A 24,023-nucleotide genomic window follows, 5' to 3' on the forward strand; every position below is an offset into this window, starting at 1 on the left:
CATCGCCGCCGGCGACCTGGTGTTCGAGCCGATCTCGCCGCGTTCGGGCGTGTGGGCCGAGCCGGCCATGGTCAACAAGGCGGCCAAGGAGTTCGAGGACACCGAGAAGATGATCGGTGCCGCCGAGAAGCTGTACGGCGAATACCGCTGGGGCCGCTACGACATGCTGGTGCTGCCGCCGTCGTTCCCGTTCGGCGGCATGGAGAACCCGCGCCTGACCTTCGCCACCCCGACCGTGATCGTCGGCGACAAGTCGCTGGTCTCGCTGGTCGCCCATGAGCTGGCGCACAGCTGGTCGGGCAACCTGGTGACCAACGCCAGCTGGAAGGACATCTGGCTCAACGAAGGCTTCACCACCTACGTGCAGGCGCGCATCACCGAAGCGCTGTACGGCCAGGAGGCGGCCGAGATGGAGCGCGAGATCGACCAGACCGACCTGCTCAACGAAGTGAAGGACATGAGCCCGGCCGACCAGGCGCTGGCGCTGCCGCCGCTGAACGAGCGGGACCCGGACGACGCGCTGAGCCAGGTGGCCTACGTCAAGGGCGCGTGGTTCCTGCAGTTCCTCGAACAGCGTTTCGGCCGCGAAGTGTTCGATCCGTTCCTGCGCGGCTGGTTCGATGACCATGCCTTCCAGAGCGCCAACACCGACCAGTTCGTCGAGTACCTGAAGAAGAACCTGCTGCCGAAGAACCCGACCGCGGTGAGCGATGCCGAACTGCACGCGTGGCTGGAGGAGCCGGGCATCCCGTCGTTCGCACCGAAGGCCCGTTCGCGCGGCTTTGCCGTGGTCGACACCGCGCGCATCGCCTGGCTGGGCAGCGAGCAGCTGCCGAGCAACCAGGTGACCAGCCAGTGGACCACCCAGGAATGGGTGCGCTTCATCGACGGCCTGGGCAAGACCGTGCCGGTGGCCAAGCTCGAACAGCTGGACAAGGGCTACCACTTCACCGGCACCCCGAACGGCGAGATCGCCATGCGCTGGTATCCGCTGGCCATCCGCAGCGGCTACACCCAGGCCCAGCCGGCCGCCGGCGAGTTCATCCAGAAGGTCGGTCGCCGCAAGCTGATCCTGCCGATCTACGCCGAGCTGCTGAAGACCCCGGAAGGCCTGGCCTTCGCCAAGGAGGTATTCGCCAAGGCCAAGCCGGGCTATCACCCGATCACCACCGCGTCGGTGGCCGACATGATCGCCAAGGCGGAGGCCGCGCCGAAGCCGTAACCGGCGCGTCGCGGCGAAACGGACAACGGCGGGCCCCCGGGCCCGCCGTTTCTGTCTGGGCCAATGCGGGCGCGGAGGGTGACAGGGCTGGGGTTCGCGGCAGTGGATGTTTAAAGTGGACGCCATCGCGCGGCATCGCCGCGCCTGTCCACGCGGAGTCGTTCGATGAAACCCCTGATCCTTGGCGCCCTGTGCGTCCTCGCCCTGGCCGCCTGCAGCAACCCGGAGGCCGAGCGCCAGCAGCAGGAGGCCGCCGCCGCCCAGGAACGTGCCCGGCGCGAGGCCGATGCCGACGGCATCGCCAGGCTCTACGACGCGGCGGTGACCGCCAGCGAGTGGGAGAAGGCGCGTGTCCACGGCGCCGCGCTGCTCGACCAGTTTCCCGGATCGGCTGCCGCCAGCCGCATCGAGCCGGGCTTCGCCGAGGTCAAGGAAAAGGCCGAGGCTGCGCGCGAACTGCGCCGCATGCAGGGCCTGTGGAGCTACAACCAGGTGGCCGTCGGCAGCAAGGGCGTGCAGCGCTCGGCGATGATCCAGGGCAAGGAGCGGGTCGATGTCGATGGCACCGGCCCCAAGGTGGTGCAACTGGTGTTCCGCGATCATCCGGAATGGAAGCGCCACGCCTACCTGGTGCTGCAGACCGGCGATTTCGCCAAGGCGTGCTATGCCAGCTGCCAGGTCACGGTGACGGTGGACGACCAGGCGCCGCGGCGGATGGCCGCGTACCGCCCCGACACCGACGAGGCCATCGCCATGTTCATCACCGACAACCGGGGCCTGTGGCGGCTGGCGGGCAAGGCCCGGGTGGTGCGCATCGAGTTCCCGGTGAAGGCCGGCGGCACCCGCACCGCGGTCTTCGAGACCGGCGGGCTGGATGGCAGCCAGATGCCCGCGGGCTGGGATTGAGCGGCATGGACACGCACGCCGGCTCCATGCCGCGGCGCCGCGCTGCGCCGCGCGCGTACTGGCCATGCGCGCTGGTCGCGCTGCTGTGGCTGCCCCCGCCGCCGGCGCTCGCCTGCGGCAGCCTGCCCGCCGACGCGCAGCGCCGGCTCGTGGCCGGGGACCTGCAACGGCAACAGGCGTTGGCCGCCATGCTTGCCACCCGGGCCGACGCCATCGTGATCGCCGACGTCGTGGCGGTCGCACCGGACGATGCCCGGGTGCATGTGCGCCAGTGGATCAAGGGGGCAGGGGATGCGGCGCTGCAGGTGGCGCCGGCGAACCGGCTCGATGCCATCGGCTGCCTGCCGTCGGCGGAATTCGGCAATGTCGCGCTGCGGCCCGGGGAGCATTACCTGCTCTATCTGGCCGGCGGCAGCGTGCTGCGTGCCGGCAATCTGCGGCGCGGGTCGCGGGAACTCACCCTGGGCCAGGAACTGGCGCGGGTGCGCGGGTCGATGGTGGCGCCGGCAACGACGGAGGTGCGGTGATGGATCTGGTGATCGTGATCGTGGTCAGCGTGCTGGCCATCGCCCTGCACGTGGTGCTGTACCTGCTGTTCCGGCGCTGGATGGACCGTGACCTGGCGCTGTCGCTGGCCGGCGATGACGAGGACAAGCGGCGCTACATGCTCGATTGCCTGCAGCGCGCCAGGGACGACGGCGTGCGCCGGCGCGAGCTGCCGGCTTGGCTGGAGCGCGAGGCGGCGCGCTACGCGCCGCGCTAATGGGCCGTGGCGCGGTCCGCAGACGCAAACGAAAACGGCGCCCTGCGGCGCCGTCTGCATGTGTCCCGGGCGCGCAGGATCAGAGCGCGTAGCCGAACTGCTGCTTGAACTGCTCGTTGAACTCGTCGAAGTCGAAGCGCTGGTTCTGGGTGCCCGGGTGTTCGACCTTCAGCGCGCCCATCAGGTTGCCCATGCGGCCGATGGTCAGCCAGTCGTAGCCCTTCTGGATGCCGAAGATCAGGCCGGCGCGGAACGCGTCGCCGCAGCCGGTCGGGTCGACCACGCGGCGTTCGTGCGCCGGCGGGATGTCGTAGCTCTTTTCCGGGGTGTGGATCACCGCGCCCTTGGGGCCGCGGGTGGTGATGTAGGCCTTGACCCGGCCGACGATCTCCTTCTCGTTCCAGCCGGTGCGCTCCTGCAGCAGGTTGGACTCGTAGTCGTTGACCACCACGTAGTCGGCCTGTTCGATGAAGGTGCGCAGCTCCGGGCCGTTGAACAGCGGCATGGCCTGGCCCGGGTCGAAGATGAACGGCACGCCCATCTCCTTGAACTCGATGGCGTTCTGGATCATGCCCTCGCGGCCGTCGGGGCCGACCAGGCCCAGGGTCACGCCCGGCACGTCCTTCACGTGGTTCTCGTAGGACCGCATCATCGCGCCCGGGTGGAAGGCGGTGATCTGGTTGTTGTCGTGGTCGGTGGTGATGAACGCCTGCGGGGTGAACAGTTCCTCGATCACCCGCACCCGGGTCAGGTCGATGCCCAGCGCGTCGAAGTGCTCGCGGTACGGGCCGAAGTCCGAGCCCACCGTGCCCATCGGGATCGGGTCGCCGCCGAGCAGGTGCAGGTTGTAGGCGATGTTGCCGGCGCAGCCGCCGAATTCGCGGCGCATGCGCGGCACCAGGAAGGACACGTTCAGGATGTGCACCTTGTCCGGCAGGATGTGGTTCTTGAACTGGTCCGGGAACACCATGATGGTGTCGAAGGCAAGGGAACCACAGATCAGAGCGGACATCGCGAACGGGCCTATACGGGTAATGGGGTGCCGCCGCCATGCGGGCGCAGGCGGGGTGGCGCGGGCGCGCGCCAAAGTGCATAAGGGTACCGGCTGCGGCGGCGCGCGACCAGAACCACGTGTCGCCGGGGCACCCGGGCAAGGGCCTCCAAACCCCCTGCGGGCATGGATTTTCCTTGCCCGTGCCGGGGTGGGTTGATAGGCTAGCCAACCTCGTTTTCTGCCCATTTTTTCGCCATCCGGCGTGGGCGCGCGCCCTCAGGATCACTCCCCAGATGTTCAAGAAGCTCCGCGGCATGTTCTCCAATGACCTGTCCATCGACCTGGGCACGGCCAACACCCTCATCTACGTGCGCGGGCAGGGGATCGTGCTGAACGAGCCGTCGGTCGTGGCCGTGCGCCAGGACCGCGCCATCGGCGGTACCCGCTCGGTGGCCGCAGTCGGCGCCGAGGCCAAGCAGATGCTCGGCCGTACCCCGGGGCACATCACCACCATCCGCCCGATGAAGGACGGCGTCATCGCCGACTTCACCTACACCGAGGCGATGCTCAAGCACTTCATCAAGAAGGTGCACAAGTCGCGCGTGCTGCGCCCGAGTCCGCGCGTGCTGGTGTGCGTGCCGGCCGGTTCGACCCAGGTCGAGCGCCGCGCCATCAAGGAATCGGCCGAGGAGGCCGGCGCCCGCGACGTGTACCTGATCGAGGAGCCGATGGCGGCTGCCATCGGCGCCGGCATGCCGGTCACCGAGGCGCGCGGCTCGATGGTCATCGACATCGGCGGCGGCACCACCGAGGTGGCGGTGATCTCGCTCAACGGCATCGTCTATTCAGCCTCGGTCCGCATCGGCGGCGACCGCTTCGACGAGTCGATCACCAACTACGTGCGCCGCAACCACGGCATGCTGATCGGCGAGGCCACCGCCGAGCGCATCAAGGTGGAACTGGGCTGCGCCTACCCGCAGGCCGAGGTGCAGGAGATGGAAATCTCCGGCCGCAACCTCGCCGAGGGCGTGCCGAAGATGATCAAGATCAGCTCCAACGAGGTGCTCGAGGCCCTGCACGAGCCGCTGTCGGGGATCGTCTCGGCGGTCAAGCTGGCACTGGAGCAGACCCCGCCGGAACTGTGCGCCGACGTCGCCGAGCGCGGCATCGTGCTGACCGGCGGTGGCGCCCTGCTGCGCGACCTGGACCGGTTGATCTCCGAGGAAACCGGCCTGCACGTGCAGGTGGCCGACGACCCGCTGACCTGCGTGGCGCGTGGCGGTGGCCGCGCGCTGGAGCTGGTCGACATGCACGGCAACGAGTTCTTTGCGCCGGAATAAGCCGCACCGGCCCGCTACCGCGCCCGCGCCTCTGCGGCGCGGTGCCCGTGGCGCGCAGGCGCCGGGCATCGCACCGCCGGGGCGTCGTCGCATCCTTCTCCCGTATTTTTCCAGCTGAAGTCCGTCGTGCCGCCCTATGCCGGTCCACCCGTAGCCTCCCGACAGGGCGACGCCAGCAGCACCCTGCGGCTGCTGGCCTACCTGGCCCTGGCGATCACCCTGATCGTGCTGGACGACCAGGGCGGCTGGCTGTCGCGCCTGCGCACGCAGGCCGCCGTGGCGGTGCAGCCGGTGTGGGCGCTGGCGGGCCTGCCCGGGCGCCTGGGCGCCTCGGTACGCGACAACGCCGCCAGCCACAACCAGCTGGTCGCCGAGAACCGTGAGCTGCGCAACCAGCTGCTGCTGGCCAACGCGCGCCTGACCCGCCTGCAGACCGCGGCGCTGGACAATGCCCAGCTGCGCGAGCTGCTGAACGTGGCCGAGCGCAGCGGACTGGACGTGCAGCTGGCGCCGATCCTGGATATCGACCTGGATCCGGTGAAGCAGCGCCTGGTGCTGGATGCCGGCAGCCGCGAAGGCGTGCGCATCGGCCAGGCGGTGATCGATGCCGGCGGGCTGATGGGGCAGGTGATCGCGGTGACGCCGCTGCATTCGACCGTGCTGCTGCTGACCGACCCCGACCATGCGGTGCCGGTGACGGTGGCGCGCAACGGCGTGCGCCTGATCGCCTACGGCCGCGGCGACCGCGTCGAACTGCGCGACATCCCGCTCAGCGCCGGGGTGGAAGTGGGCGACGAGATCGTCACCTCCGGGCTCGGCGGACGCTTCCCGGCCGGCTTCCCGGTGGGCCGGATCCTGCAGCTGCGGCCGGACGATACCCATGCCTTCCTGGTCGGCGAGCTGGAGCCGGCGGCCAAGCTGGACCGCGGCCGCGACGTGCTGCTGTTGCGCTCGGTGCCGCAGATCCCGCGCATGCCGGTGACCACCGGCCTGGAGCCGCCGGCCGGCGACACCGCGCCGGGTCCGCGTCCGGCGCCGGGCAACGAGGTGCCGCGGGGCGCTGCACCGTCGGCGCCGGCCGATGCGGCCACCGCACCGGCAACCCCGCCGGCGCCCGTACCCACGCCGGCCGCCACCGCGTCCCCGGCCACCGACGTGCCGGCGGCGCCGGCAGGAGACCGCCGATGAGCCGCCTGCGCAGCCGCGGCTGGGTATTGCCGGCCAGCATCGCCCTGGCCCTGTTGCTGGGGCTGGTGCCGCTGCCGGACCTGCTGCAGCCGATCCGCCCGTACTGGCTGGCGCTGGTGCTGGGCTACTGGGTGATCGAAACCCCCGAGCGGGTCGGGCTGGGCTTCGCCTTCTGCATCGGCCTGCTGGCCGACCTGCTGTACGGCGGGATCCTCGGCGAGCAGGCGCTGCGGCTGGTGGTGTTCGCCTTCATCCTGCAGCGCTTCCGTGCCCGCATCCGCTTCTTCCCGCTGTCGCAGCAGGCGCTGGCGATCGGCGGGCTGCTGCTCAACGACCGCATCATCAGCGCCGCCGTGCGCCTGTTCACCGCCGAGCCGCTGCTGCCGTGGAGCTACTGGTGGGCGCCGCTGCCGGGCATGCTGCTGTGGCTGCCGATCTACGTGCTGCTGGACGCCGCGCGGCTGGGCAAGCGCGGGCACTGAGCCATGTACGGGCGGCGCCAGCACAAGAACCCGCAGGCCGAGGCCGAGCAGTTCCGGCGCCGTGCGGCGGTCGGCTTCCTCGGCGTGCTGCTGGGGCTCGGCGTGCTGGCCGGCTGGTACTTCAAGCTGCAGGTGCTCGACCATGACGTCTACGCCACCCGCTCGGAAGCCAACCGCATCAAGGCGCGGCCGGTGGTGCCCGGGCGTGGCTTGATCTATGACCGCAAGGGCCGCCTGCTGGCGGAGAACGTGCCGGCGTTCCGCCTGGACGTGACCCCCAACAAGGTCCAGGACATGGCCGCCACCCTGGACGGGCTGCGGGCGATCTTCTCGCTGAGCGACGAGGACATCGAGCGTTTCAACCAGTCGCGCAAGGCGCGGCGCAGCTTCATCCCGGTGACGCTGAAACTGCGCGTCAGCGACGAGGAGATGGCGCGCTTCGCGGTGGACCGCTGGCGCTACCCGGGCGTGGAGCTGGAACCCTACCTGACCCGTCGCTACCCCTACGGCGACCTGCTGGCGCATGTCATCGGCTACGTGGGCCGGGTCGACGACAAGGACCTGCAGGAGCTGGGCGAGGGCAATGCGGCGCTGACCCATATCGGCAAGTCCGGGCTGGAGCGTTATTACGAGGACCAGCTGCGCGGCAAGGTCGGCTATGAGCGGGTGGAGACCAACGTGCAGGGCCGGGCGATCCGCACGCTTGGCCGCGTGCCGGCGCAGTCGGGCGCGGACCTGCGCCTGTCGATCGACGTCGACCTGCAGCAGGCGATGGTGACCGCGTTCGGCGAGCAGGAAGGGTCGGCGGTGGCGATCGACCCGCGTACCGGCGAGATCCTGGCCATGGTCAGCCTGCCGTCGTACGACCCCAACCTGTTCGTCAACGGTATTTCGCACGCCGATTTCAAGCGCCTCAACGAGAACCCCTCGCGGCCGCAGTTCAACCGCCTGGTGCTGGGCGGCGTGGCGCCGGGCTCCACGGTCAAGCCGTTCCTCGGCCTGGCCGGGCTGGACAGCGGGCTGCGCCGGCCCGAGGACAAGATCCTCTCGCGCGGCATGTTCTACCTGCCGGGCGTGAGCCGCGGCTGGGGCGACGCCAATCGCGGCGGCCATGGCTGGACCGACCTGCGCAAGTCGATCTCGCAGTCGGTGAACACGTACTACTACCAGCTCGGTACCGACATGGGCGTGGAGCGTTACGACCAGTACATGGGCGGCCGCTACGGCTTCGGCCAGCCCACCGGCATCGATCTGGCCGGCGAGATCGGCGGCATCCTGCCGTCGCCGGCGGCCAAGGCCCGGCTGCGCAATGAGCGCTGGTATCCGGGCGACATGGTCAACGCCAGCATTGGCCAGGGCCTGTGGAAAGTGACCCCGCTGCAGCTGGTGCGCGGGGTCGGCGGATTGGCCTCCGGGCAGTTGCGCAGGCCGCACCTGGTGGTCGAGCAGAAGGTGGGCTTCGACCACGACTGGGCGCCGCTGCCGCAGCCCGAGTCCAGGCCGATCAGTCCCAATCAGGCCAATCTGCAGGCCGTGCGCGAAGGCATGATGGGCACCATGCAGCCCGGTGGCAGCGGCTGGCGGGTGGCGGCAGGCGCGCCATACCTGATGGCCGGCAAGACCGGTACCGCGCAGGTGGTCAGCCGCAAGGGCACCGCCGCGGTGAATCCGAAGAACCTGCCGATGCACCTGCGCCACCGCGCGCTGTTCATCGGTTTCGCCCCGGCCGAGGATCCGCGGATCGCCATCGCGGTCGCGGTCGAGGGTGGTGGCTACGGCGGCGCGGCGGCGGCGCCGATCGCGCGCAAGGTGTTCGATGCGTGGCTGCTCGGGGTGATGCCCGAGGTGCAGCAGGCTGCCGATGCCGGTGGCTTGGTCGAAGGTGCGGCCAACGCCGGTTCCGCCGTGTCCGCTCCCGCGGCAGCGCCGCCGGGCGAGCCGCTCCCGACGCCGGTACCGTCGCCGTCGCCGGAACCGGTACAGGAGGAACGCCGATGAGGGACTTCCTGCGCTGGTTGCTGGAAATGGCGCAGCGCCTTACCCGCGGCCTGGACTGGCCGTTGCTGCTGGCGCTGTGCGCGCTGATGGGCATGGGCCTGGCGGTGCTGGACAGCGCCGGGGGCAGCGGCCTGGTGATGGCCCAGGGCGCACGTTTCGCGGTGGGTCTGGTGGCGATGTGGGCGATCGCGCGGGTACCGGTGCTGCGCATCCGCGCCTGGACGCCGATGATCTATGCGTTGTCGATGCTGCCGTTGCTGGCGGTGTTCGTGCTGGGCACCGGCAAGTACGGCCGCCAGTGGCTGGACCTGAAACTGTTTTACCTGCAGCCGGCCGAACTGCTCAAGGTGAGCATGCCGATGATGGTGGCGTGGTACCTGCACCGGATGCCGTTGCCGCCGCGGATACCGGTGGTGCTGGTCGCTTGCGTGATCATCAGCGTGCCCACCGCACTGGTGATGCTGCAGCCGGACCTGGGCACCGCCATGCTGATCGCCGCCAGCGGCGTGTTCGTGCTGTACCTGGCGGGGATGCCATGGTGGTGGTTCATCACCGCCGGCACGGTCGGCGGCAGCGCCCTGGCGGTGGTCCTGTTCGCGCCGATCTCGTGGTTCTCGTTCCTGCGGCCCTACCAGCAGGATCGCATCCTGACCTTCCGCGATCCGGACAACGACCCGCTGGGCGCGGGCTGGAACATCATCCAGTCCAAGATCGCCATCGGCTCGGGCGGGCTGACCGGCAAGGGCTGGGGGCTGGGCTCGCAGTCGCACCTGAACTTCATTCCCGAGCAGACCACCGACTTCGCGTTCTCGGTGCTGAGCGAGGAATTCGGCTGGCTGGGCGTGGCGTTCGTGATCGCGCTGTACATCTTCATCATCGGCCGCTGCCTGTGGATCGCGGCGCAGTCGCGCGATGGCTATTCGCGCCTGGTTGCCGGCGCCGTGGGCCTGTCCTTCTTCGTGTACGCGCTGGTCAACGGCGGCATGATTTCGGGCCTGCTGCCGGTGGTGGGCGTGCCGATGCCGCTGATCAGCTATGGCGGCACCGCCGCGGTGTCGCTGTTGGCCGGGTTCGGCCTGGTGATGGCCGCGCGCAGCTACAACCCGGTGCATGGCGGCCACGGCTGAGCCGGCGGCAGGCGCGACCTCCATTCCGGGGAGGTTGATCAGGATCAAACACCGGGTTTCACAAAAGCGTCACAATGGCGCCCGCCACAGGACGCGTCGCGCCGTGGCGGCTGGCCTGCAGACCTGCTGGACGGCTAGGCCGGGATCCGCAGGCCGGGCGTGGGGAGACGCCCGGCTTGTGTCTCAATCCGGTCCGGGCACCGGCTGTACCCGCGGGGATGGGGGTGCAGCCGGTGCCCAGATTTTTTCCGGCCCCGGCGCGGGGCGCTTGCGGACGCCGCGCATTCAGTTTTTAGGCCGTTGCAGCGCGGGGGCGTGTTTTCCCGCGCGGTCATTCCTGGCACTTCAATCTCTTTGCGATTCATGGTGTTATTGATGGAAATTCATCAATGACCTGTTAATCTCGGCTGATGATTCGACGTGTTCTGGTCTGCTGTCTCACCCTGGGCATGGTCGCCTGCGCGACCCAGCCCCAGGCGCCTGCTCCCGCTCCTCACCCGACGGGCAAACCGATAGGCACGGGCGGTACGCCGGCCGAAGCCGCCCCCGAGCGCAAGCCCGATCTGCCGCCGGTGGACCTCACCCCGGTGCCGTTCGAGACCGCGCGCGCCAATTTCGTGCGCGATACCGCCGCCCGCTATCGCCTGGACCCGGCCTACATCGAGTCGGTGCTGGCACAGGCGCAGATCCGCGAACCGATCATCGCCGCCATGGCGCGCCCGGCCGAACGGGTCAAGCCGTGGAACGAGTACCGGCCGATGTTCATCAGCCAGGCGCGTATCGATGGCGGGCGCAGGTTCCTGGCCACGCACCGCGACGCCCTGCAGCGCGTGCAGGAGCGCAGCGGCGTGCCGGCCGAGGTGATCGTGGCGATCATCGGTGTGGAGACCAGCTATGGCGCCAACACCGGCAGCCACCGCGTGCTCGATGCGCTGTACACGCTGGCCTTCAAGTACCCGCGCAGCGGCGACCCGGAAAAGCTCGAGCGCGAGGTGCGACGCGAACTGTTCTTCCGCGACGAACTGGCCAAGCTGTTCGAACTGGCCGCGCAGGAGAGGCTGGATATCACCGCGCTCAAGGGCAGCTATGCCGGCGCCATGGGCATGGGCCAGTTCATGCCGTCCAGCTACCTGGACTATGCCGTGGATGGCGACGGCGATGGCCGCCGCGACCTGTTCAACAGCCATGACGACGTGTTCGCGTCCATCGCCAATTACTTCGTGAAGAAAGGCGGCTGGGTGCGCGGTGGCACCGTCGCGGTGCCGGCCACGCTCGATGCGGGCCGCGAGGAACTCAACCCCGTGGACTGGACGCCGACCCTGGGCATCGACGCGCTGGCCGCGCGCGGCTACCACGCGGTCGTTCCGGTGCGCGCGGCCGGCGCAACCGCCACCCCGATCACCCTGGAAGGCAGTGACGGCAAGCAGTACTGGCTGGGCTTCCAGAACTACTACGCGATCACCCGCTACAACCTTTCCAAGATGTATGCGATGGCCGTGTTCCAGCTGTCCCAGGCCATCGCCGGACAGGAGTTGCCTCCGGCATGAACAGCAAGTGGCTGGTCCCTGCGTTGATCGTTCTCGGGCTGGCTGCCTGCAGCAGCGCGCCACCGAAGTCCCGGTCCGCCGGCCATGGCGCTTCGTCCGGCAGCGTGGTGCAGGGCCAGGGCGGGCGTCCGTCGCACTGCCCCGAGGGCTCGCCCTATGCCAAGGCGCAGGAGGACCCCGCCACGCGCGGCAACTACCGTGCCGGCGGCCTGTATCGGCCGGGCGTCAAGGACACCACCCCCGACTACGTGCCTGACGTGGCCTGCATCCCCGAGCCGCTGGTCAGCGACGAGCCGCGCTCGGCCGTCGGCAACCGCTCGCCGTACGTGGTGCTGGGCAAGGAATACCGGGTGATGGAGCGGGTCGACGATTACGTCGAACAGGGCACCGCCTCGTACTACGGCGCCAAGTTCCATGGGCGCCTGACCTCCAACCGCGAGGTCTATGACATGTACCAGTTCACCGCCGCGCACAAGACGCTGCCGCTGCCGAGTTTCGCCCGTGTCACCAATCTGGACAACGGCGAATCGGTGATCGTGCGGGTCAACGACCGTGGCCCGTTCCACGACGGCCGCGTGATCGACCTGAGCTATGCCGCTGCGGTGCGGCTGGGCATCACCCAGCGTGGCACCGGCCGGGTGGAGGTGCGCGGGTTGACCCCGGGCAGCGACAACCTGCTGGCCTCGCGGGAGACGCGTCGCCCGGCACGCGGGCGCGCCGCCGCACCGGCGGCAGGTACCGCCGCCGCGCCGCCGCCCAGTCGCATGGGTCAGCTGGTGCAGGCGTTGCCGGCCACGCCCGGTGCGGCGCGGACGCCGCGGCCGGCCGAAGTCCACGCCGCCGGTCCGGCGGCACAGGCGGTAGCCGTGCAGGCATTGCCGGCTGCCCCTGGTCCGTCGCCGGCGCCGTCGACGCTGCCCGGCGCCGTCGCGCCGGTGGCCGCCGCCCCGGTACCCGATGCCGCGGCCCGCGCGCTGGGCGCGATCCTGCTGCAGGTGGCGAGCTTTTCCAGTCGCGACAACGCCTCCCGCGCGCTGGGACAACTGAGTGCGGCCGGCATCGCCGGCGCCACGCTCAGCGACGTGGTCAGCGGCGGACGCACTCTGTGGCGCCTGCGCGTGCCGGCCGACGACGTGGCCAAGGCGGCGGAACTTGCCGGCCGCATCGCCGGTCTGGGTTTCGGCAGGCCACAGATCGTCCGCGATTGACCGCGATACGGCATGGAAGCCACGCCGATTGGGCGCTGATGCCGGTGCGATGCCGCCGCCACGCCCTACAATGACCGCCTGTTTTTCCATTCCTTGTCCCGACAGGAACCGCTTTCCAATGAAATTCCGCTTTGCCGCCGCCGCCATGGCCACGACGTTCGCCATCGGCCTGGCCTCCGCCCAGACGCCCACTCCGGCCCCGGCTCCGGCCGCCGCCCCTGCCTCCGCCCAGGTGGCGATCCCGCCCGCACCGGCGCCGTCCACCTCCACCGCGTGGGTGCTGATGGACTACGCCTCCGGGCAGGTGCTGGCCGGCGAGAACATCCACATGCCGCTGCCGCCGGCCAGCATCACCAAGGTGATGACCTCCTACGTGCTGGCCGCCGAGACCCGCAACGGCAAGATCAAGCCCGACGACCAGGTGATGATGAGCGAGCGCGCCTGGCGCGAGGGCGGCGCCGGTACCGATGGCAGCTACAGCGGGTTCCCGGTCAACCAGACCGCGCGCCTGGAGGACATGGAAAAGGGCATGGCGATCCAGTCGGGCAACGACGCCGCCATCGCCCTGGCCGAGCACGCCGCCGGCAGCCAGGAGGCCTTCGCCGCGTTGATGAACAACTATGCCGCCAAGATCGGCATGAAGGACTCGCACTTCGTCAACGCCCACGGCCTGACCGCCGAGGGCCACCAGTCCAGCGCCTACGACCTGGCGCTGCTGGGCCGCGCCTTCGTGCGCGATTACCCGGAAACCTATGCCTACAACAAGATCAAGGAATTCACCGTAGGCAACATCACCCAGCCCAACCGCAACCTGCTGCTGTGGCGCGACGCGAGCGTGGACGGCATCAAGACCGGGCATACCTCGGCGGCCGGCTACTGCCTGCTGAGCTCGGCCCAGCGCGGCGACCAGCGCCTGATCGCGGTGCTGATGGGCGGGGCGTCGGAGAAGCAGCGTGCCGACGACAGCCTGGCCCTGCTGAACTGGGGCTTCCGTTTCTTCGAGACCCACCGCCTGTACGAGACCGGCAAGGCCGTGACCACCCAGCACGTGTGGAAGGGGGCCGCCGACGAGGTGCAGCTGGGCGTGGCGCAGCCGCTGCTGGTCAGCGTGCCGCGCGGCCGCTACGCCGACCTCAAGCCCAGCATGGACGTGCCCAAGCAGCTCGTGGCGCCGATCGCCGCCGGCCAGCAGATCGGCACGGTGAAGGTGACGCTGGATGGCAAGGTGGTCGCCGAGTCGCCGCTGGTGGCGGTGCAGGCGGTGGAAGAAGGGGGCTTCTTCAAGCGCCTGTGGGACGCCTTCATGATGTGGTGGAAGTCCTGATCTGCCCATGAAAAAAGCCGGCGCAAGCCGGCTTTTTTCATGGGCGATGGCGGCCGCTGCCGGCCTGCGTGATCACAGCGTGCGGCTGATGGTGAAGCTGCCGAACACCGGGCGCTGCTTCTGTCCCTCGAATTCGCGGCTGCGGTGGTAGCGGGCCAGCGCGAACTTCCACTTGCCGCGGGTGAGCGCCACGCCGTAGCCGATGTCGCCGACCAGTGCGCGCCTGTCCACGCGGTGGCTGCCGCGGAAGGTGTTGCCGTCCAGGGTGATGTCGCGCAGCACCCAGCGCGCATCGGCGGTCGCGAACAGGTGCCCCGACCAGCCGGACAGCCGGCCGCCGCGGGTCGGCGCGGTGTTCTCGCCGGCCGGGCGCAGCGGCGAGCTGCCGAAATCGTCGGGCAACTGCCAACCGAAGCGGACTTCACCGCCGGCGTTGCCGTAGGTCGCCAGGTTGCCGAGGGCGCCACCCCAGTGGCTGATCGCGTCCCAGCCCCAGCCGGCATCGTTGTTCGCCGGCCAGCGCCGCATCCGTTCATGCAGCAGCCGCAGCACCGGCTCGTCGTGCAGCTGGTTCTTCCAGCCCATGAACTTCTCGTCGTCCAGCACGCCGTGCACGGCGTCCTGTACCTGCTTGCCCTGCGCCGACGGACCGACCATGCCCACTGCCAGCTGGGTGGTGCGCAGGCGGTCGCCGGTGCGCGCGTTGTAGCCGAAGTTGACCAGCAGCACCCCGGCATAGGGACGGTCGTCGCCGATCAGGTCGGTGCGGGTGCTGTCGGTCGGGGTGAACAACCCCTGGCCGACGCTGAAGATCATGTTCTGCTGCTCGAAACCGCCCGGCTGCAGCCGTTCCAGGTGGCGGTTGATCCAGCGCGCCGGCGCCGGCAGGCAGGGGTCGTCGGTGTAGTCGGCCAGGTTCGGCGAGACCAGGGTCAGCATCGCGCCGTTGGTATAGCCCTGGTCCTGGTGGGCGCCGCCGAACAGGTCGTTGTCCACGCGGAAATTGACCGCGGGCGGGTGGTCGCGCAGGGCGCTGCCGCTGCAGGTATCGGGCTGCGCGGCCGCGGCGCATGCGGGGCTGCCGGCGAGCGCCAGTGCCAGCGCCAGGGGCAGCCGGAGGCGGGTGTCCATGCACTCGGATCCGGGTCGTGGGAGTGCGCGCAGCTTACCGGCGCGGCCCGTTCAGGCGCAGTGGCGGCCGCGGATCACATCGTTGCAGCACCGCCGGCTGGCGCCGCGAACCGTGACGGGCGCAGGTTGGAAACCGTCATGGCCCTGCGGTAGCATCGCCGCCGACCACTCCGCGCTTGCCATACTGGCTGCCTGCAAGGACCAGGACCCTAGTCGCTGGGTTTTCAGACCAAAGGAACGCGCCCGCCACGCGGCGCAGGTTAACGGGGAATACAACACTATGCGTAATGTCTTTTCGCCGCTGATGGCGGCTGCCCTGACCGTGGGTGTCGCCGCGGTCGTGTCCAGCCAGCCGGCGCAGGCGTCGTTCAAGAACACCGGCACCCAGGCCCAGGAGCAGCGCAAGCAGGCTGCCGCCCAGATTCCGGTGTGCCAGCGTCCGATCGGCACGATTTCGGTGATCGAGCCGGAAGACGCCACCAACTGGTGGACCGGCCAGCAGCTGCCGGCGCCATCGCGGCTGATCAAGGTGTTCGTCAGCCGCTCGCGCTGCTTCACCCTGGTGGACCGCGGCGCCGGCATGGCCGCCGGCCAGTTCGAGCGTGAGCTGGCCGCCAGCGGCGACCTGCGCGGCCGTTCCAACGTCGGCAAGGGCCAGATCAAGGCCGCCGACTACGTGATGATCCCCGACCTGGTGTCGCAGAACAGCGACGCCGGCGGCAATGCCATCGGCGGCCTGCTGGGCGGCCTGATCGGCGGCAAGGCCGGCGCGATCGTCGGTGGCCTGAATTTCCGCAGCAAGACCGCCGACGTGGTGCTGACAGTGACCGACGTGCGCTCCTCCGAGCAGGTGGCGATCTCCGAGGGCTCGGCGCGCAAGAGCGACATCGGCTTCGGTGCCGGCGGCGGCCTGTTCGGCGGCAGCGGCTTCGGTGCCGCCGGCGTCGGCGGTTATGCCAACACCGAAATCGGCCAGGTCATCACCATGGCCTACCTGCAGGCCTACACCGACATCGTCGCCCAGCTCGGCGGCCTGCCGGAGAACGCCTCGGCGGCCAACGCCCAGCAGGCGGTGACGGTGACCCGTCCGGGGCGCCTGCTGGCCAACGCCAAGGGCACCGGCGCGCCGGTGCGTTCGCTGGACGCGGGCATGATGCTGTACCCGACCGGCAACAAGGAAGGCGTGATGTGGGAAGTCGAGGATGAACTGGGCAACAAGGGCTGGGTCTCCTCGACCCTGCTGGAGCTGTCCAAGTAAGGGCGGCGCGCCCGCACCGGTGCCGGCGTCCGCCCGGCGCCGGCCGCGCGGCGACAACGCAGCTTTCCATGGAAGGGCCGCCCGCAGCGGCCCTTCCGCGTTCCCGGACCTTGGGTTTGCCGGTCCGCGCCCCGATAATGGCGGGCATGGAAATCAAGTCCGACAACCCCGAACACGGCTTCCAGTTTCCCGGCACCTTCGAGTTGAGCGCCATGGGCGCTGCCAACATCGGGCTGGAGCATGAACTGCCGCAGCTGCTGCTGCAGGCCGGTCTGGATGTGCTCAGCGAGCGCATCAGCTGGAAGCACTCGTCCAACGGCAAGTACGTGTCCGTGCGCATCGCCTTCAAGGCCGACAGCCGCGAGCAGTACGACGCCGCGCACGCGGCCCTGCGCAACCATCCGGAAGTGAAGTGGACGCTGTAGGCGCCTGCGCGGCCGCGGCGGTGGGCGCTGGCAAGGTCCGCGCGGCGACGCTGCGCGACCTCGGTCGCCAGGCCTATGCACCGGTCTGGCACGCGATGCAGCGTTTCACCGACGCCCGCGACGACGCCACCACCGACGAGCTGTGGGTGGTCGAGCACGATCCGGTGTTCACCCTGGGCCAGGCCGGCAAGGACGAGCACGTGCTGGCGCCGGGCGACATCCCGGTGCTGCACGTGGACCGCGGCGGCCAGGTGACCTACCACGGCCCCGGCCAGATCGTGGTCTACCCGCTGCTGGACCTGCGCCGGCTGGGCATCGGCGTGCGCGACTACGTATGCCGCATCGAGCAGGCGATCATCGACACCCTGGACGAGTGGAACATCGTCGCCGAACGCCTGGAGGGCGCGCCGGGGGTGTACGTCGGCGGCGCCAAGATCGCCGCGCTCGGCATCCGCGTGCGCCGCGGCTGCAGTTTCCACGGGCTGGCTTTCAACGTCAGCCTTGACCTGGAGCCCTTCCATCGCATCAATCCCTGCGGTTACGCCGGGATGCAGGTGACCTCGGTGCTAGACTTGGGCGGTCCTTCGGGCATCGCGGCGGTCAAGCCGGTGCTGCTGTCCCATCTGGCCCGGCAGTTCGGGCTGGACCTGCGCGACGATCCCGGACTGCCCGACCTGACCATGCGGCCCTGACGCCGCCGGAACGCCATGAACGAATCCACCAGCCGCTCCATCCCCCTGCAGGTCCTGCAGGGCGACACCCCGTCCGCGCCGCTGCAGGCCGGCGCCAAACAGCTCGGTGGCGACAAGATCAACCGTTCGCCGGTGCAGTTCGCCGATGCCCCGGTGCTGCGCAAGCCGTCGTGGATCCGCGTGCGCATCCCGTCCGGCAACGCCGTCCAGCAGCTCAAGGCCAAGCTGCGCGAGAACCGGCTGGTGACGGTATGCGAGGAGGCCAGCTGCCCGAACATCCACGAGTGCTTCGGCCACGGCACCGCCACGTTCATGATCCTCGGCGAGGTCTGCACCCGCCGCTGCTCGTTCTGCGACGTCGCCCACGGCCGGCCCAAGCCGCCGGACGCCGCCGAGCCGCTGCACCTGGCGCAGACGGTCAAGGACATGGGCCTGAAGTACGTGGTGGTCACCAGCGTGGACCGCGACGACCTGCGCGATGGCGGCGCCGGCCATTTCGTCGATTGCATCAGCGCCATCCGCGAGTTCAGTCCGGGTACCCGGATCGAGATCCTGACCCCGGACTTCCGTGGCAAGGGACGCATGGAGCGCGCGCTGGAGATCCTTGCGGCCAATCCGCCGGACGTGTTCAACCACAACATCGAGACCGTGCCGGACCTGTACCGCAACGTGCGCCCGGGCGCGGATTACCAGTGGTCGCTGACCCTGCTGCAGAAGTTCAAGGCGCAGCATCCGGGCGTGCCCACCAAGTCCGGCATCATGCTCGGCCTGGGCGAAACCCTGGAGCAGGTGCAGGCCACGCTGCGCGACCTGCGCGCGCACGACGTGGAAATGGTCACCATCGGCCAGTACCTGCAGCCGACCCCGCACCACCACCCGGTGCTGCGCTACTGGACGCCGGACGAGTACAAGGCGCTGGAGGACTACGGCTACGCGCTGGGTTTCCACCACGTGGCGTCCGGGCCGATGGTGCGCTCGTCCTACCACGCCGACCGCCAGGCCGCCGGCGCCGGGGTCGGCTGACGCGCCTTCGCCGCACCCCGCGAGCCCGTGTCCGCGCCGCTTGCAGGGTGGCGCGGCGCAGTGCCGCCGCCACGGTGCACAGCGTTATGCCCGGCAGCGTGGCCCGGGCCTGCTTTTCCCGTTCTACCGCCCCGGCTGCCCTGGCCCGCGAGCCTCGCCCCGGCAGCCGGGCGATCGCCAGGCACCCCGGTTGCCCCTGCTGGAATGACCACCGCGCCCGTCGCCGGGCTGGCCGGCCCGGCGGGGCTCCGGCACGGTTCACGTTGCGCTACGGTCGGGCCGCTAGGCTGTGGGCGGTCCGGATGACAAGCGCTGCAACTTCCGGCACTGTCCCGTTGTCCGAGTCATCCGCAGTCTCATTCCACCGCCCGGTGCCACGAGTATTTTGATGAACTACCGAGTACCCGCTTTCCTGCTGGCTTTCGCGCTGACCGCGCCGGCCGCGCTGCTGGCGCGCGCCGACACCTCGGCGCTGCCGTCCACCGCGACGGTCGACCAGGCGACCACCTCCAAGCTGGTCTACGGGCTGCTGTCCGACAGCCGCTACGCCTACCGCCCGCGCCCGCTGGACGCGGCGACCTCGCAGGATGTGTTCAAGCGCTACCTGGAGTCGCTGGACAGTGGCAAGCAGTTCTTCACCCGGGACGACGTGGAGCGCTTCGCGCCGCTGGCCGAACGGACCGGCAACGCGATCCGCAGCGGCGAACTCGACCCGGCGTTCGAGGTGTTCGCGGTCTACCGCCAGCGCGTCGGCGAACGCGTGGCCCATGCGCGGCGGCTGCTGCGGCAGGAGCCGGATTTCACCACCAACGAGCGCTTCGACTACGACCGCAAGGACGTGCCGTGGGCGACCAGCGCCGAGCTGGACGAACTGTGGCGCAAGTCGGTGAAGAACGACTGGCTGCGGCTGCGGCTGGCCGGCAAGCCGGCCGCCGACATCCGCAAGACCCTGGACAAGCGTTACGCCACGCTGCTCAAGTCGGTCAACGAGGTGAAGGGGGAGGACGTGTTCTCCTTCTTCATGAACGCCTACACCCGCGCGGTCGATCCGCACACCGATTACTTCACCCCGCGCACGGCCGAGAACTTCAACCAGGCCATGTCGCTGTCGCTGGAAGGCATCGGCGCGCAGCTGCAGCGCCAGGACGACGTGGTGGTGATCCGCGAGATCATCGCCGGCGGCCCGGCCTCGGTGGACGGCACCCTCAAGCCGGGCGACCGCATCGTCGGTGTCGGCCAGGGCCGCTCGGGCCCGGTCGAGGACGTGATCGGCTGGCGCATCGACGACGTGGTGGCCAAGATCCGCGGCGCCAAGGACACCCAGGTGCGGCTGGAGTTCATCCCCGCCGCCGAAGGCCTGGACGGCAAGCACCGCATGGTGACCCTGACCCGGCAGAAGGTGCGCCTGGCCGAGCAGGCCGCCAAGGGCGAGACCATGTCCATTCCCGGCGCCGCCGGCGAGCCTGCGCGACGCATCGGCATCGTCAAGCTGCCGACCTTCTATCAGGATTTCGAGGGCCGTCGCCGCAACGCCACCGACTATGCCTCGGCCACCCGCGACGTGGCGCGCCTGCTGGCCGGCTTCAAGGCCGACAAGCTCGACGGCGTGGTGCTGGACCTGCGCAACAACGGCGGCGGTTCGCTGGACGAGGCGATCGAACTGACCGGCCTGTTCATCGAACAGGGGCCGGTGGTGCAGGTGCGCGAATCCGGCGGCCGGGTCACCGTCAACAGCGACCGCAACCCGGCCGTGGCATGGGACGGGCCGCTGGCGGTACTGATCAACCGCGGTTCGGCCTCGGCCTCGGAGATCTTCGCCGGCGCCATCCAGGACTATGGCCGCGGCCTGGTGATCGGCGAGACCACCTTCGGCAAGGGCACCGTGCAGAACGTGGTGCCGCTGGACCGCTGGCCGGCCAGCGAGAAGGAACGCTTCGGCCAGGTCAAGCTGACCATCGCCCAGTTCTTCCGCGTCAGCGGCTCGTCCACCCAGCACAAGGGCGTGGTGCCCGACCTGGCATTCCCGGCCAGCGTCGATGCCAGCGAGTTCGGCGAGAGCACCTACGACAATGCGCTGCCCTGGACCCGCATCGCCGCGGTGCCGCACACCCAGTACGGCAACTTCGCGCCGATCCTGCCGAAGCTGGAGACGCGCCATGTCGCGCGCATCCGCGGCGACCGCGAGTTCAGGTGGTGGGAAGAGGACGTGCAGCAGTTCCGCAGCGAGGCGGCGAAGAAGTACGTATCGCTCAACGAGGCCGAGCGCCGCGCCGAACGCGACAAGCAGGACGCCCAGCGCAAGCAGCGCCAGGAAGTGCGCAAGGAACTGGGCCTGCCGCTGGACCCGCTGGCCGACGACGGCAGCGACGACGGCCTGACCGGCAACGAGCGCGACATCGTCAAGGATGCCGCGCGCGAGAAGGCCGCCGAGAAGCGCCCCGATCCGCTGCTCAAGGAATCGGCGTCGATCCTGGCCGATGCGGTGAACCTGCTGGAGAAGGACCGGCCGCTGTCGGCGCAGGTGCTGCCGCAGTCCAGCGGCCCCGGCCGCTGGGCCGACTGAGCGCGGGCCGACAGCGTCCGCGCGTTCAATGCGCCGTCAGCGTGCCTGCACGCTGGCGGCGTTATGCTGATGGCCTTCCGGTATGTGGAGGCGCCATGCACAGGCATCGTTCACGCGTACTGCTGGCCCTGGCCTGCTGCACCGTCCTGGGCGGCTGTGGCGGCCGGGCCGCCGACACCCCGCTGCTGCGCGAGTCGTTCGACTCCGGCGATACCTATACCCGCGACATCGATGCGTCCCCGGCGCAGGCCTGCGAAGCGGCGCGCCGTGCGCTGCTGGGGCAGGGCTACGCGATCACCCGCGCCGGTACCGACAGCGTCGAGGCCAACAAGAATTTCCAGCCCAGGGAAGAACTGCACGAGCAGCTGGTGCTGCGGGTGTCCTGCGCGGCGCACGGCAATGGCCGCGCGCAGGTGTTCGCCAGCGCCGTGCAGGACCGCTACGCGCTGAAGAAATCGCCGACATCGGCCAGCGTCGGGGTCGGCGCGCTGGGTTCGGTATCGCTGCCGTTCGGCGGCAACGACGATTCGCTGGTGCGGGTGGCCAGCAGCACGGTGCAGGACCCGGTGTTCTACCGTCATTTCTTCGAGCGCCTGCAGCAGTACCTGACCCCGGCGGCTCCAGGGGACGCCGCGCGGTGAGGCGTGCCCGTCGCATCCCGGCCTGGTTGAGCGGATGCGCGCTGGCGCTGCTGGGCCTGGCACCGACGGTGGCGGCCGCCGATGGCGCCGCCTGCGTGCTGCCGCTGCTGCAACGGCTGGGCTGGCAGATACGCGAAAGCGACGTGCCCGCGCCGCTGGTGCACGGGGGCGAGCCCTGCCGCCGTGCCTCGCTGGACGATGCGCGACGGCACGGCGACCTGCAGGTGCAGGTGCCGCGCGGCTACGCAGGCGTCCCGCGCGCGCGCCTGCAGCGCGAGCTGCTCGAGCACCCCGCGACCCTGTGCGCCTACGCGTTCGAACTGGGCGAGGCCGCGCGCCGCGCCGCCACGCGCCTGCAGGACAATCGCGGCTACCGCTTCTCCGCGCTGCAGCTGGGGTGGATCGGGTTCGGCGCACGCGGCGCGCGTTCACAGGGCTGGCAGCGCTTCCGCAGCTTCGGCCGCGGCTACCGGCCGGTCGCCTCAAATTCGGTCGCGCTGGAGGCGTTCTACAGCGGGCGGGTGCGTTCGGAATGCGGCGTCGGTCGCCAGGTCGCGCAGCTGGCCACGCAGCGCGAGCTGTACGGCGATGCCGGCTTCGACCGCGAGTTCACGCCGGGCGAGTTGTCGATCGGCACCTTCCTCACCCTGCACGACACCCCCAGCATCCTGCTGGGCAGCCAGGCCGGCGAGTTCTTCGCCGACGGCAAGGCGGTACGCAGCGCGCGCCTGGGACGGCAGGCGTTCATGGGCGTGCCCGGCTTCATCGAGCACGTATTCGACCGGCAGTACCTGGATGACATCAACAACCAGGCCGAGAACTTCATCATCACCGATGTCAGCGCACAGGCCGCCGATGCGCTGGCGCGGCACGGCGGCTTCGCCCACTACGACGCGCTCAACCGGCGCCTGTGGGAGCTGTCGCGGCAGATGCCGGCCAGCGGCGGGCGCTACTTCGAGCGACTGCTGCACGAACGCGACCCGGCGCTGCGCGAGGCGCTGCCGCTGGCGCAGCGCCCGTTGCTGGCGCAGATGGACGCGCTGCTCGCCGACCCGGTCTATGCCGGGCTGATGCTCTACGTGCACCCCAGGGGCATCCGCCCGCTGGGCTACCACATCGCGCGCCTGCTCGACCGCAATCCGCGCACGCCGTACGCCATCGACCTGGCCCTGCACAATCTGCACACCACGCTGTTCCGCCGCTGGCTGCAGGCGCAGCTGCGCGATTGCGCGGGGGCAACCGCTTACATCGACGAACGAGGTGGAACATGGAACTGGGCATGATCGGGCTGGGGCGCATGGGCGCCAACATGGCGCAGCGCCTGCACCGCGGGGGCATCCGCGTGACCGGCTTCGATCCCGGGCAGGCGGCACGCGAGCGCATGGCCAGCGCCGGCGTGGCCACGGCGGCCTCGCTGGAGGCGCTGGTGCAGGCGATGCCTGCGCCGCGCGCGGTGTGGCTGATGGTGCCGGCGGCGGCGGTCGAGCCGCTGCTGGAACAGTTGCTGCCACTGCTGGCGCCCGGCGACCTGGTCGTGGACGGCGGCAATTCCTGGTACCGGGATTCGTTGCGGCACGCGCAGCGCTGCCACCAGGCGCAGGTGGCGTTCATCGACTGCGGCACCAGCGGCGGCGTCTGGGGCCTGAAGGAAGGCTACTGCCTGATGCTGGGCGGCGAGCCGGGCGCGATGGCGCGCCTGAAGCCGGCGCTGCAGGTGCTGGCGCCGGCGGCGGATCGCGGCTGGGCGCACGTGGGGCCGGTCGGCGCCGGGCATTTCTGCAAGATGGTCCACAACGGCATCGAGTACGGAATGATGCAGGCCTATGCCGAGGGTTTCGCGCTGATGCAGAAGAAGCAGGCGTTCGCGCTCGACCTGGCCCAGGTGGCCGAGGTGTGGCGGCACGGCAGCGTGGTGCGTTCATGGTTGCTGGACCTGGCCACCGACGCGCTGCGGGACAACCCGCGGCTGGAAGGCATCGCGCCCTATGTGCAGGATTCCGGCGAGGGCCGCTGGACGGTCAGCGAGGCGATCGAACTGGACGTGTCGGCGCCGGTGATCACGCTCTCGTTGCTGGAGCGCCTGCGCTCGCGCGAAGCCAACTCCTTCGCCGACCGGATGCTGGCGCAGATGCGCAGCGGCTTCGGCGGGCATGCGGTGAAGGCGGCCAACGATGGTGAATGAATGGGGAGG

Annotated in this window: 22 protein-coding genes; 20 read left to right on the forward strand and 2 right to left on the reverse strand. The window is 69.9% G+C overall.

Annotated elements, in window-relative coordinates:
• The 4 genes from ABB33_RS08045 to ABB33_RS08060 form a co-directional block, all read left to right on the forward strand.
• A partial coding sequence (locus ABB33_RS08045) for a leukotriene A4 hydrolase C-terminal domain-containing protein (RefSeq protein WP_161809414.1) occupies window positions 1–1,222 on the forward strand: 1,222 nt, incomplete at its 5' end.
• Window positions 1,223–1,387: 165 nt separating this feature from the next.
• Window positions 1,388–2,128, forward strand: coding sequence for a hypothetical protein (locus ABB33_RS08050; RefSeq protein ID WP_056931785.1), 741 nt, complete (start codon window positions 1,388–1,390; stop codon window positions 2,126–2,128).
• A gap of 5 nt (window positions 2,129–2,133) precedes the next feature.
• Window positions 2,134–2,655: a hypothetical protein gene (locus ABB33_RS08055; RefSeq protein WP_056931786.1), complete on the forward strand. Its 522-nt coding sequence runs from the start codon at window positions 2,134–2,136 to the stop codon at window positions 2,653–2,655.
• Window positions 2,655–2,891, forward strand: coding sequence for a hypothetical protein (locus ABB33_RS08060; RefSeq protein WP_054662880.1), 237 nt, complete (start codon window positions 2,655–2,657; stop codon window positions 2,889–2,891). The genes ABB33_RS08055 and ABB33_RS08060 overlap by 1 nt, the downstream gene beginning before the upstream one ends.
• Before the next feature lie 79 nt (window positions 2,892–2,970).
• On the opposite strand, the gene ABB33_RS08065 is transcribed toward ABB33_RS08060, so the two are convergent.
• Window positions 2,971–3,903, reverse strand: coding sequence for a carbohydrate kinase family protein (locus tag ABB33_RS08065; RefSeq protein WP_054662883.1), 933 nt, complete (start codon window positions 3,901–3,903; stop codon window positions 2,971–2,973).
• Between the two features lie 275 nt (window positions 3,904–4,178).
• Between ABB33_RS08065 and ABB33_RS08070 the strand changes: the two genes are divergently transcribed.
• From ABB33_RS08070 to ABB33_RS08105, 8 genes are all read left to right on the forward strand, one after another.
• On the forward strand, window positions 4,179–5,225 hold the full coding sequence (locus ABB33_RS08070) for a rod shape-determining protein (RefSeq protein WP_054662886.1): 1,047 nt from the start codon (window positions 4,179–4,181) through the stop codon (window positions 5,223–5,225).
• 126 nt (window positions 5,226–5,351) lie between these two features.
• Window positions 5,352–6,413: a rod shape-determining protein MreC gene (gene mreC / locus ABB33_RS08075; RefSeq protein ID WP_056931787.1), complete on the forward strand. Its 1,062-nt coding sequence runs from the start codon at window positions 5,352–5,354 to the stop codon at window positions 6,411–6,413.
• On the forward strand, window positions 6,410–6,895 hold the full coding sequence (gene mreD, locus ABB33_RS08080; RefSeq protein ID WP_054662893.1) for a rod shape-determining protein MreD: 486 nt from the start codon (window positions 6,410–6,412) through the stop codon (window positions 6,893–6,895). The genes mreC and mreD overlap by 4 nt, the downstream gene beginning before the upstream one ends.
• Before the next feature lie 3 nt (window positions 6,896–6,898).
• On the forward strand, window positions 6,899–8,893 hold the full coding sequence (gene mrdA / locus ABB33_RS08085) for a penicillin-binding protein 2 (RefSeq protein ID WP_056931788.1): 1,995 nt from the start codon (window positions 6,899–6,901) through the stop codon (window positions 8,891–8,893).
• Window positions 8,890–10,020 (forward strand): rod shape-determining protein RodA, encoded by a 1,131-nt coding sequence (gene rodA, locus ABB33_RS08090; RefSeq protein WP_056931789.1) that lies wholly within the window; start codon window positions 8,890–8,892, stop codon window positions 10,018–10,020. The genes mrdA and rodA overlap by 4 nt, the downstream gene beginning before the upstream one ends.
• A 410-nt stretch (window positions 10,021–10,430) precedes the next feature.
• Window positions 10,431–11,567 (forward strand): lytic murein transglycosylase B, encoded by a 1,137-nt coding sequence (gene mltB / locus ABB33_RS08095; protein ID WP_056931790.1) that lies wholly within the window; start codon window positions 10,431–10,433, stop codon window positions 11,565–11,567.
• Window positions 11,564–12,775, forward strand: a complete 1,212-nt coding sequence (locus ABB33_RS08100) for a septal ring lytic transglycosylase RlpA family protein (RefSeq protein WP_056931791.1) — start codon at window positions 11,564–11,566, stop codon at window positions 12,773–12,775. The genes mltB and ABB33_RS08100 overlap by 4 nt, the downstream gene beginning before the upstream one ends.
• 118 nt (window positions 12,776–12,893) lie before the next feature.
• Window positions 12,894–14,099 carry a D-alanyl-D-alanine carboxypeptidase family protein gene (locus ABB33_RS08105; RefSeq protein ID WP_054662908.1) on the forward strand — a complete coding sequence of 402 codons (1,206 nt, stop codon included), beginning with the start codon at window positions 12,894–12,896 and terminating at the stop codon, window positions 14,097–14,099.
• A 72-nt stretch (window positions 14,100–14,171) separates the two neighbouring features.
• On the opposite strand, the gene ABB33_RS08110 is transcribed toward ABB33_RS08105, so the two are convergent.
• Complete coding sequence (locus ABB33_RS08110; RefSeq protein WP_056931792.1) at window positions 14,172–15,230, reverse strand: lipid A deacylase LpxR family protein; 1,059 nt, start codon at window positions 15,228–15,230, stop codon at window positions 14,172–14,174.
• Window positions 15,231–15,534: 304 nt separating this feature from the next.
• Here ABB33_RS08110 and ABB33_RS08115 point away from each other — a divergent pair, with 304 nt between their 5' ends.
• From ABB33_RS08115 to gnd, 8 genes are all read left to right on the forward strand, one after another.
• The gene (locus ABB33_RS08115; protein WP_054662914.1) at window positions 15,535–16,488 is read left to right on the forward strand and encodes a CsgG/HfaB family protein; all 954 of its coding nucleotides are present in this window, start codon (window positions 15,535–15,537) and stop codon (window positions 16,486–16,488) included.
• 146 nt (window positions 16,489–16,634) lie between these two features.
• On the forward strand, window positions 16,635–16,913 hold the full coding sequence (locus ABB33_RS08120; protein ID WP_054668581.1) for a DUF493 family protein: 279 nt from the start codon (window positions 16,635–16,637) through the stop codon (window positions 16,911–16,913).
• Complete coding sequence (gene lipB / locus ABB33_RS08125; protein WP_056931793.1) at window positions 16,901–17,605, forward strand: lipoyl(octanoyl) transferase LipB; 705 nt, start codon at window positions 16,901–16,903, stop codon at window positions 17,603–17,605. Before ABB33_RS08120 ends, lipB begins: the two co-directional genes overlap by 13 nt.
• 15 nt (window positions 17,606–17,620) lie before the next feature.
• Entirely contained in the window at window positions 17,621–18,628 is a 1,008-nt protein-coding gene (lipA, locus tag ABB33_RS08130) for a lipoyl synthase (protein WP_054662920.1), read from the forward strand.
• 388 nt (window positions 18,629–19,016) lie between these two features.
• The gene (locus tag ABB33_RS08135) at window positions 19,017–21,191 is read left to right on the forward strand and encodes a carboxy terminal-processing peptidase (RefSeq protein ID WP_056931794.1); all 2,175 of its coding nucleotides are present in this window, start codon (window positions 19,017–19,019) and stop codon (window positions 21,189–21,191) included.
• Window positions 21,192–21,286: 95 nt separating this feature from the next.
• Window positions 21,287–21,832, forward strand: a complete 546-nt coding sequence (locus ABB33_RS08140) for a DUF2242 domain-containing protein (RefSeq protein ID WP_056931795.1) — start codon at window positions 21,287–21,289, stop codon at window positions 21,830–21,832.
• Window positions 21,829–23,115 carry a hypothetical protein gene (locus ABB33_RS08145; RefSeq protein ID WP_380611220.1) on the forward strand — a complete coding sequence of 429 codons (1,287 nt, stop codon included), beginning with the start codon at window positions 21,829–21,831 and terminating at the stop codon, window positions 23,113–23,115. The genes ABB33_RS08140 and ABB33_RS08145 overlap by 4 nt, the downstream gene beginning before the upstream one ends.
• A complete protein-coding gene (gene gnd, locus ABB33_RS08150; RefSeq protein ID WP_056931796.1) occupies window positions 23,100–24,014 on the forward strand; it encodes a phosphogluconate dehydrogenase (NAD(+)-dependent, decarboxylating) in 915 nt (304 codons plus the stop codon). The genes ABB33_RS08145 and gnd overlap by 16 nt, the downstream gene beginning before the upstream one ends.
• The last annotated feature ends 9 nt before the right edge of the window (window positions 24,015–24,023 follow it).

The sequence above is a fragment of the Stenotrophomonas acidaminiphila genome, from assembly GCF_001431595.1.
Lineage (GTDB): Bacteria > Pseudomonadota > Gammaproteobacteria > Xanthomonadales > Xanthomonadaceae > Stenotrophomonas > Stenotrophomonas acidaminiphila.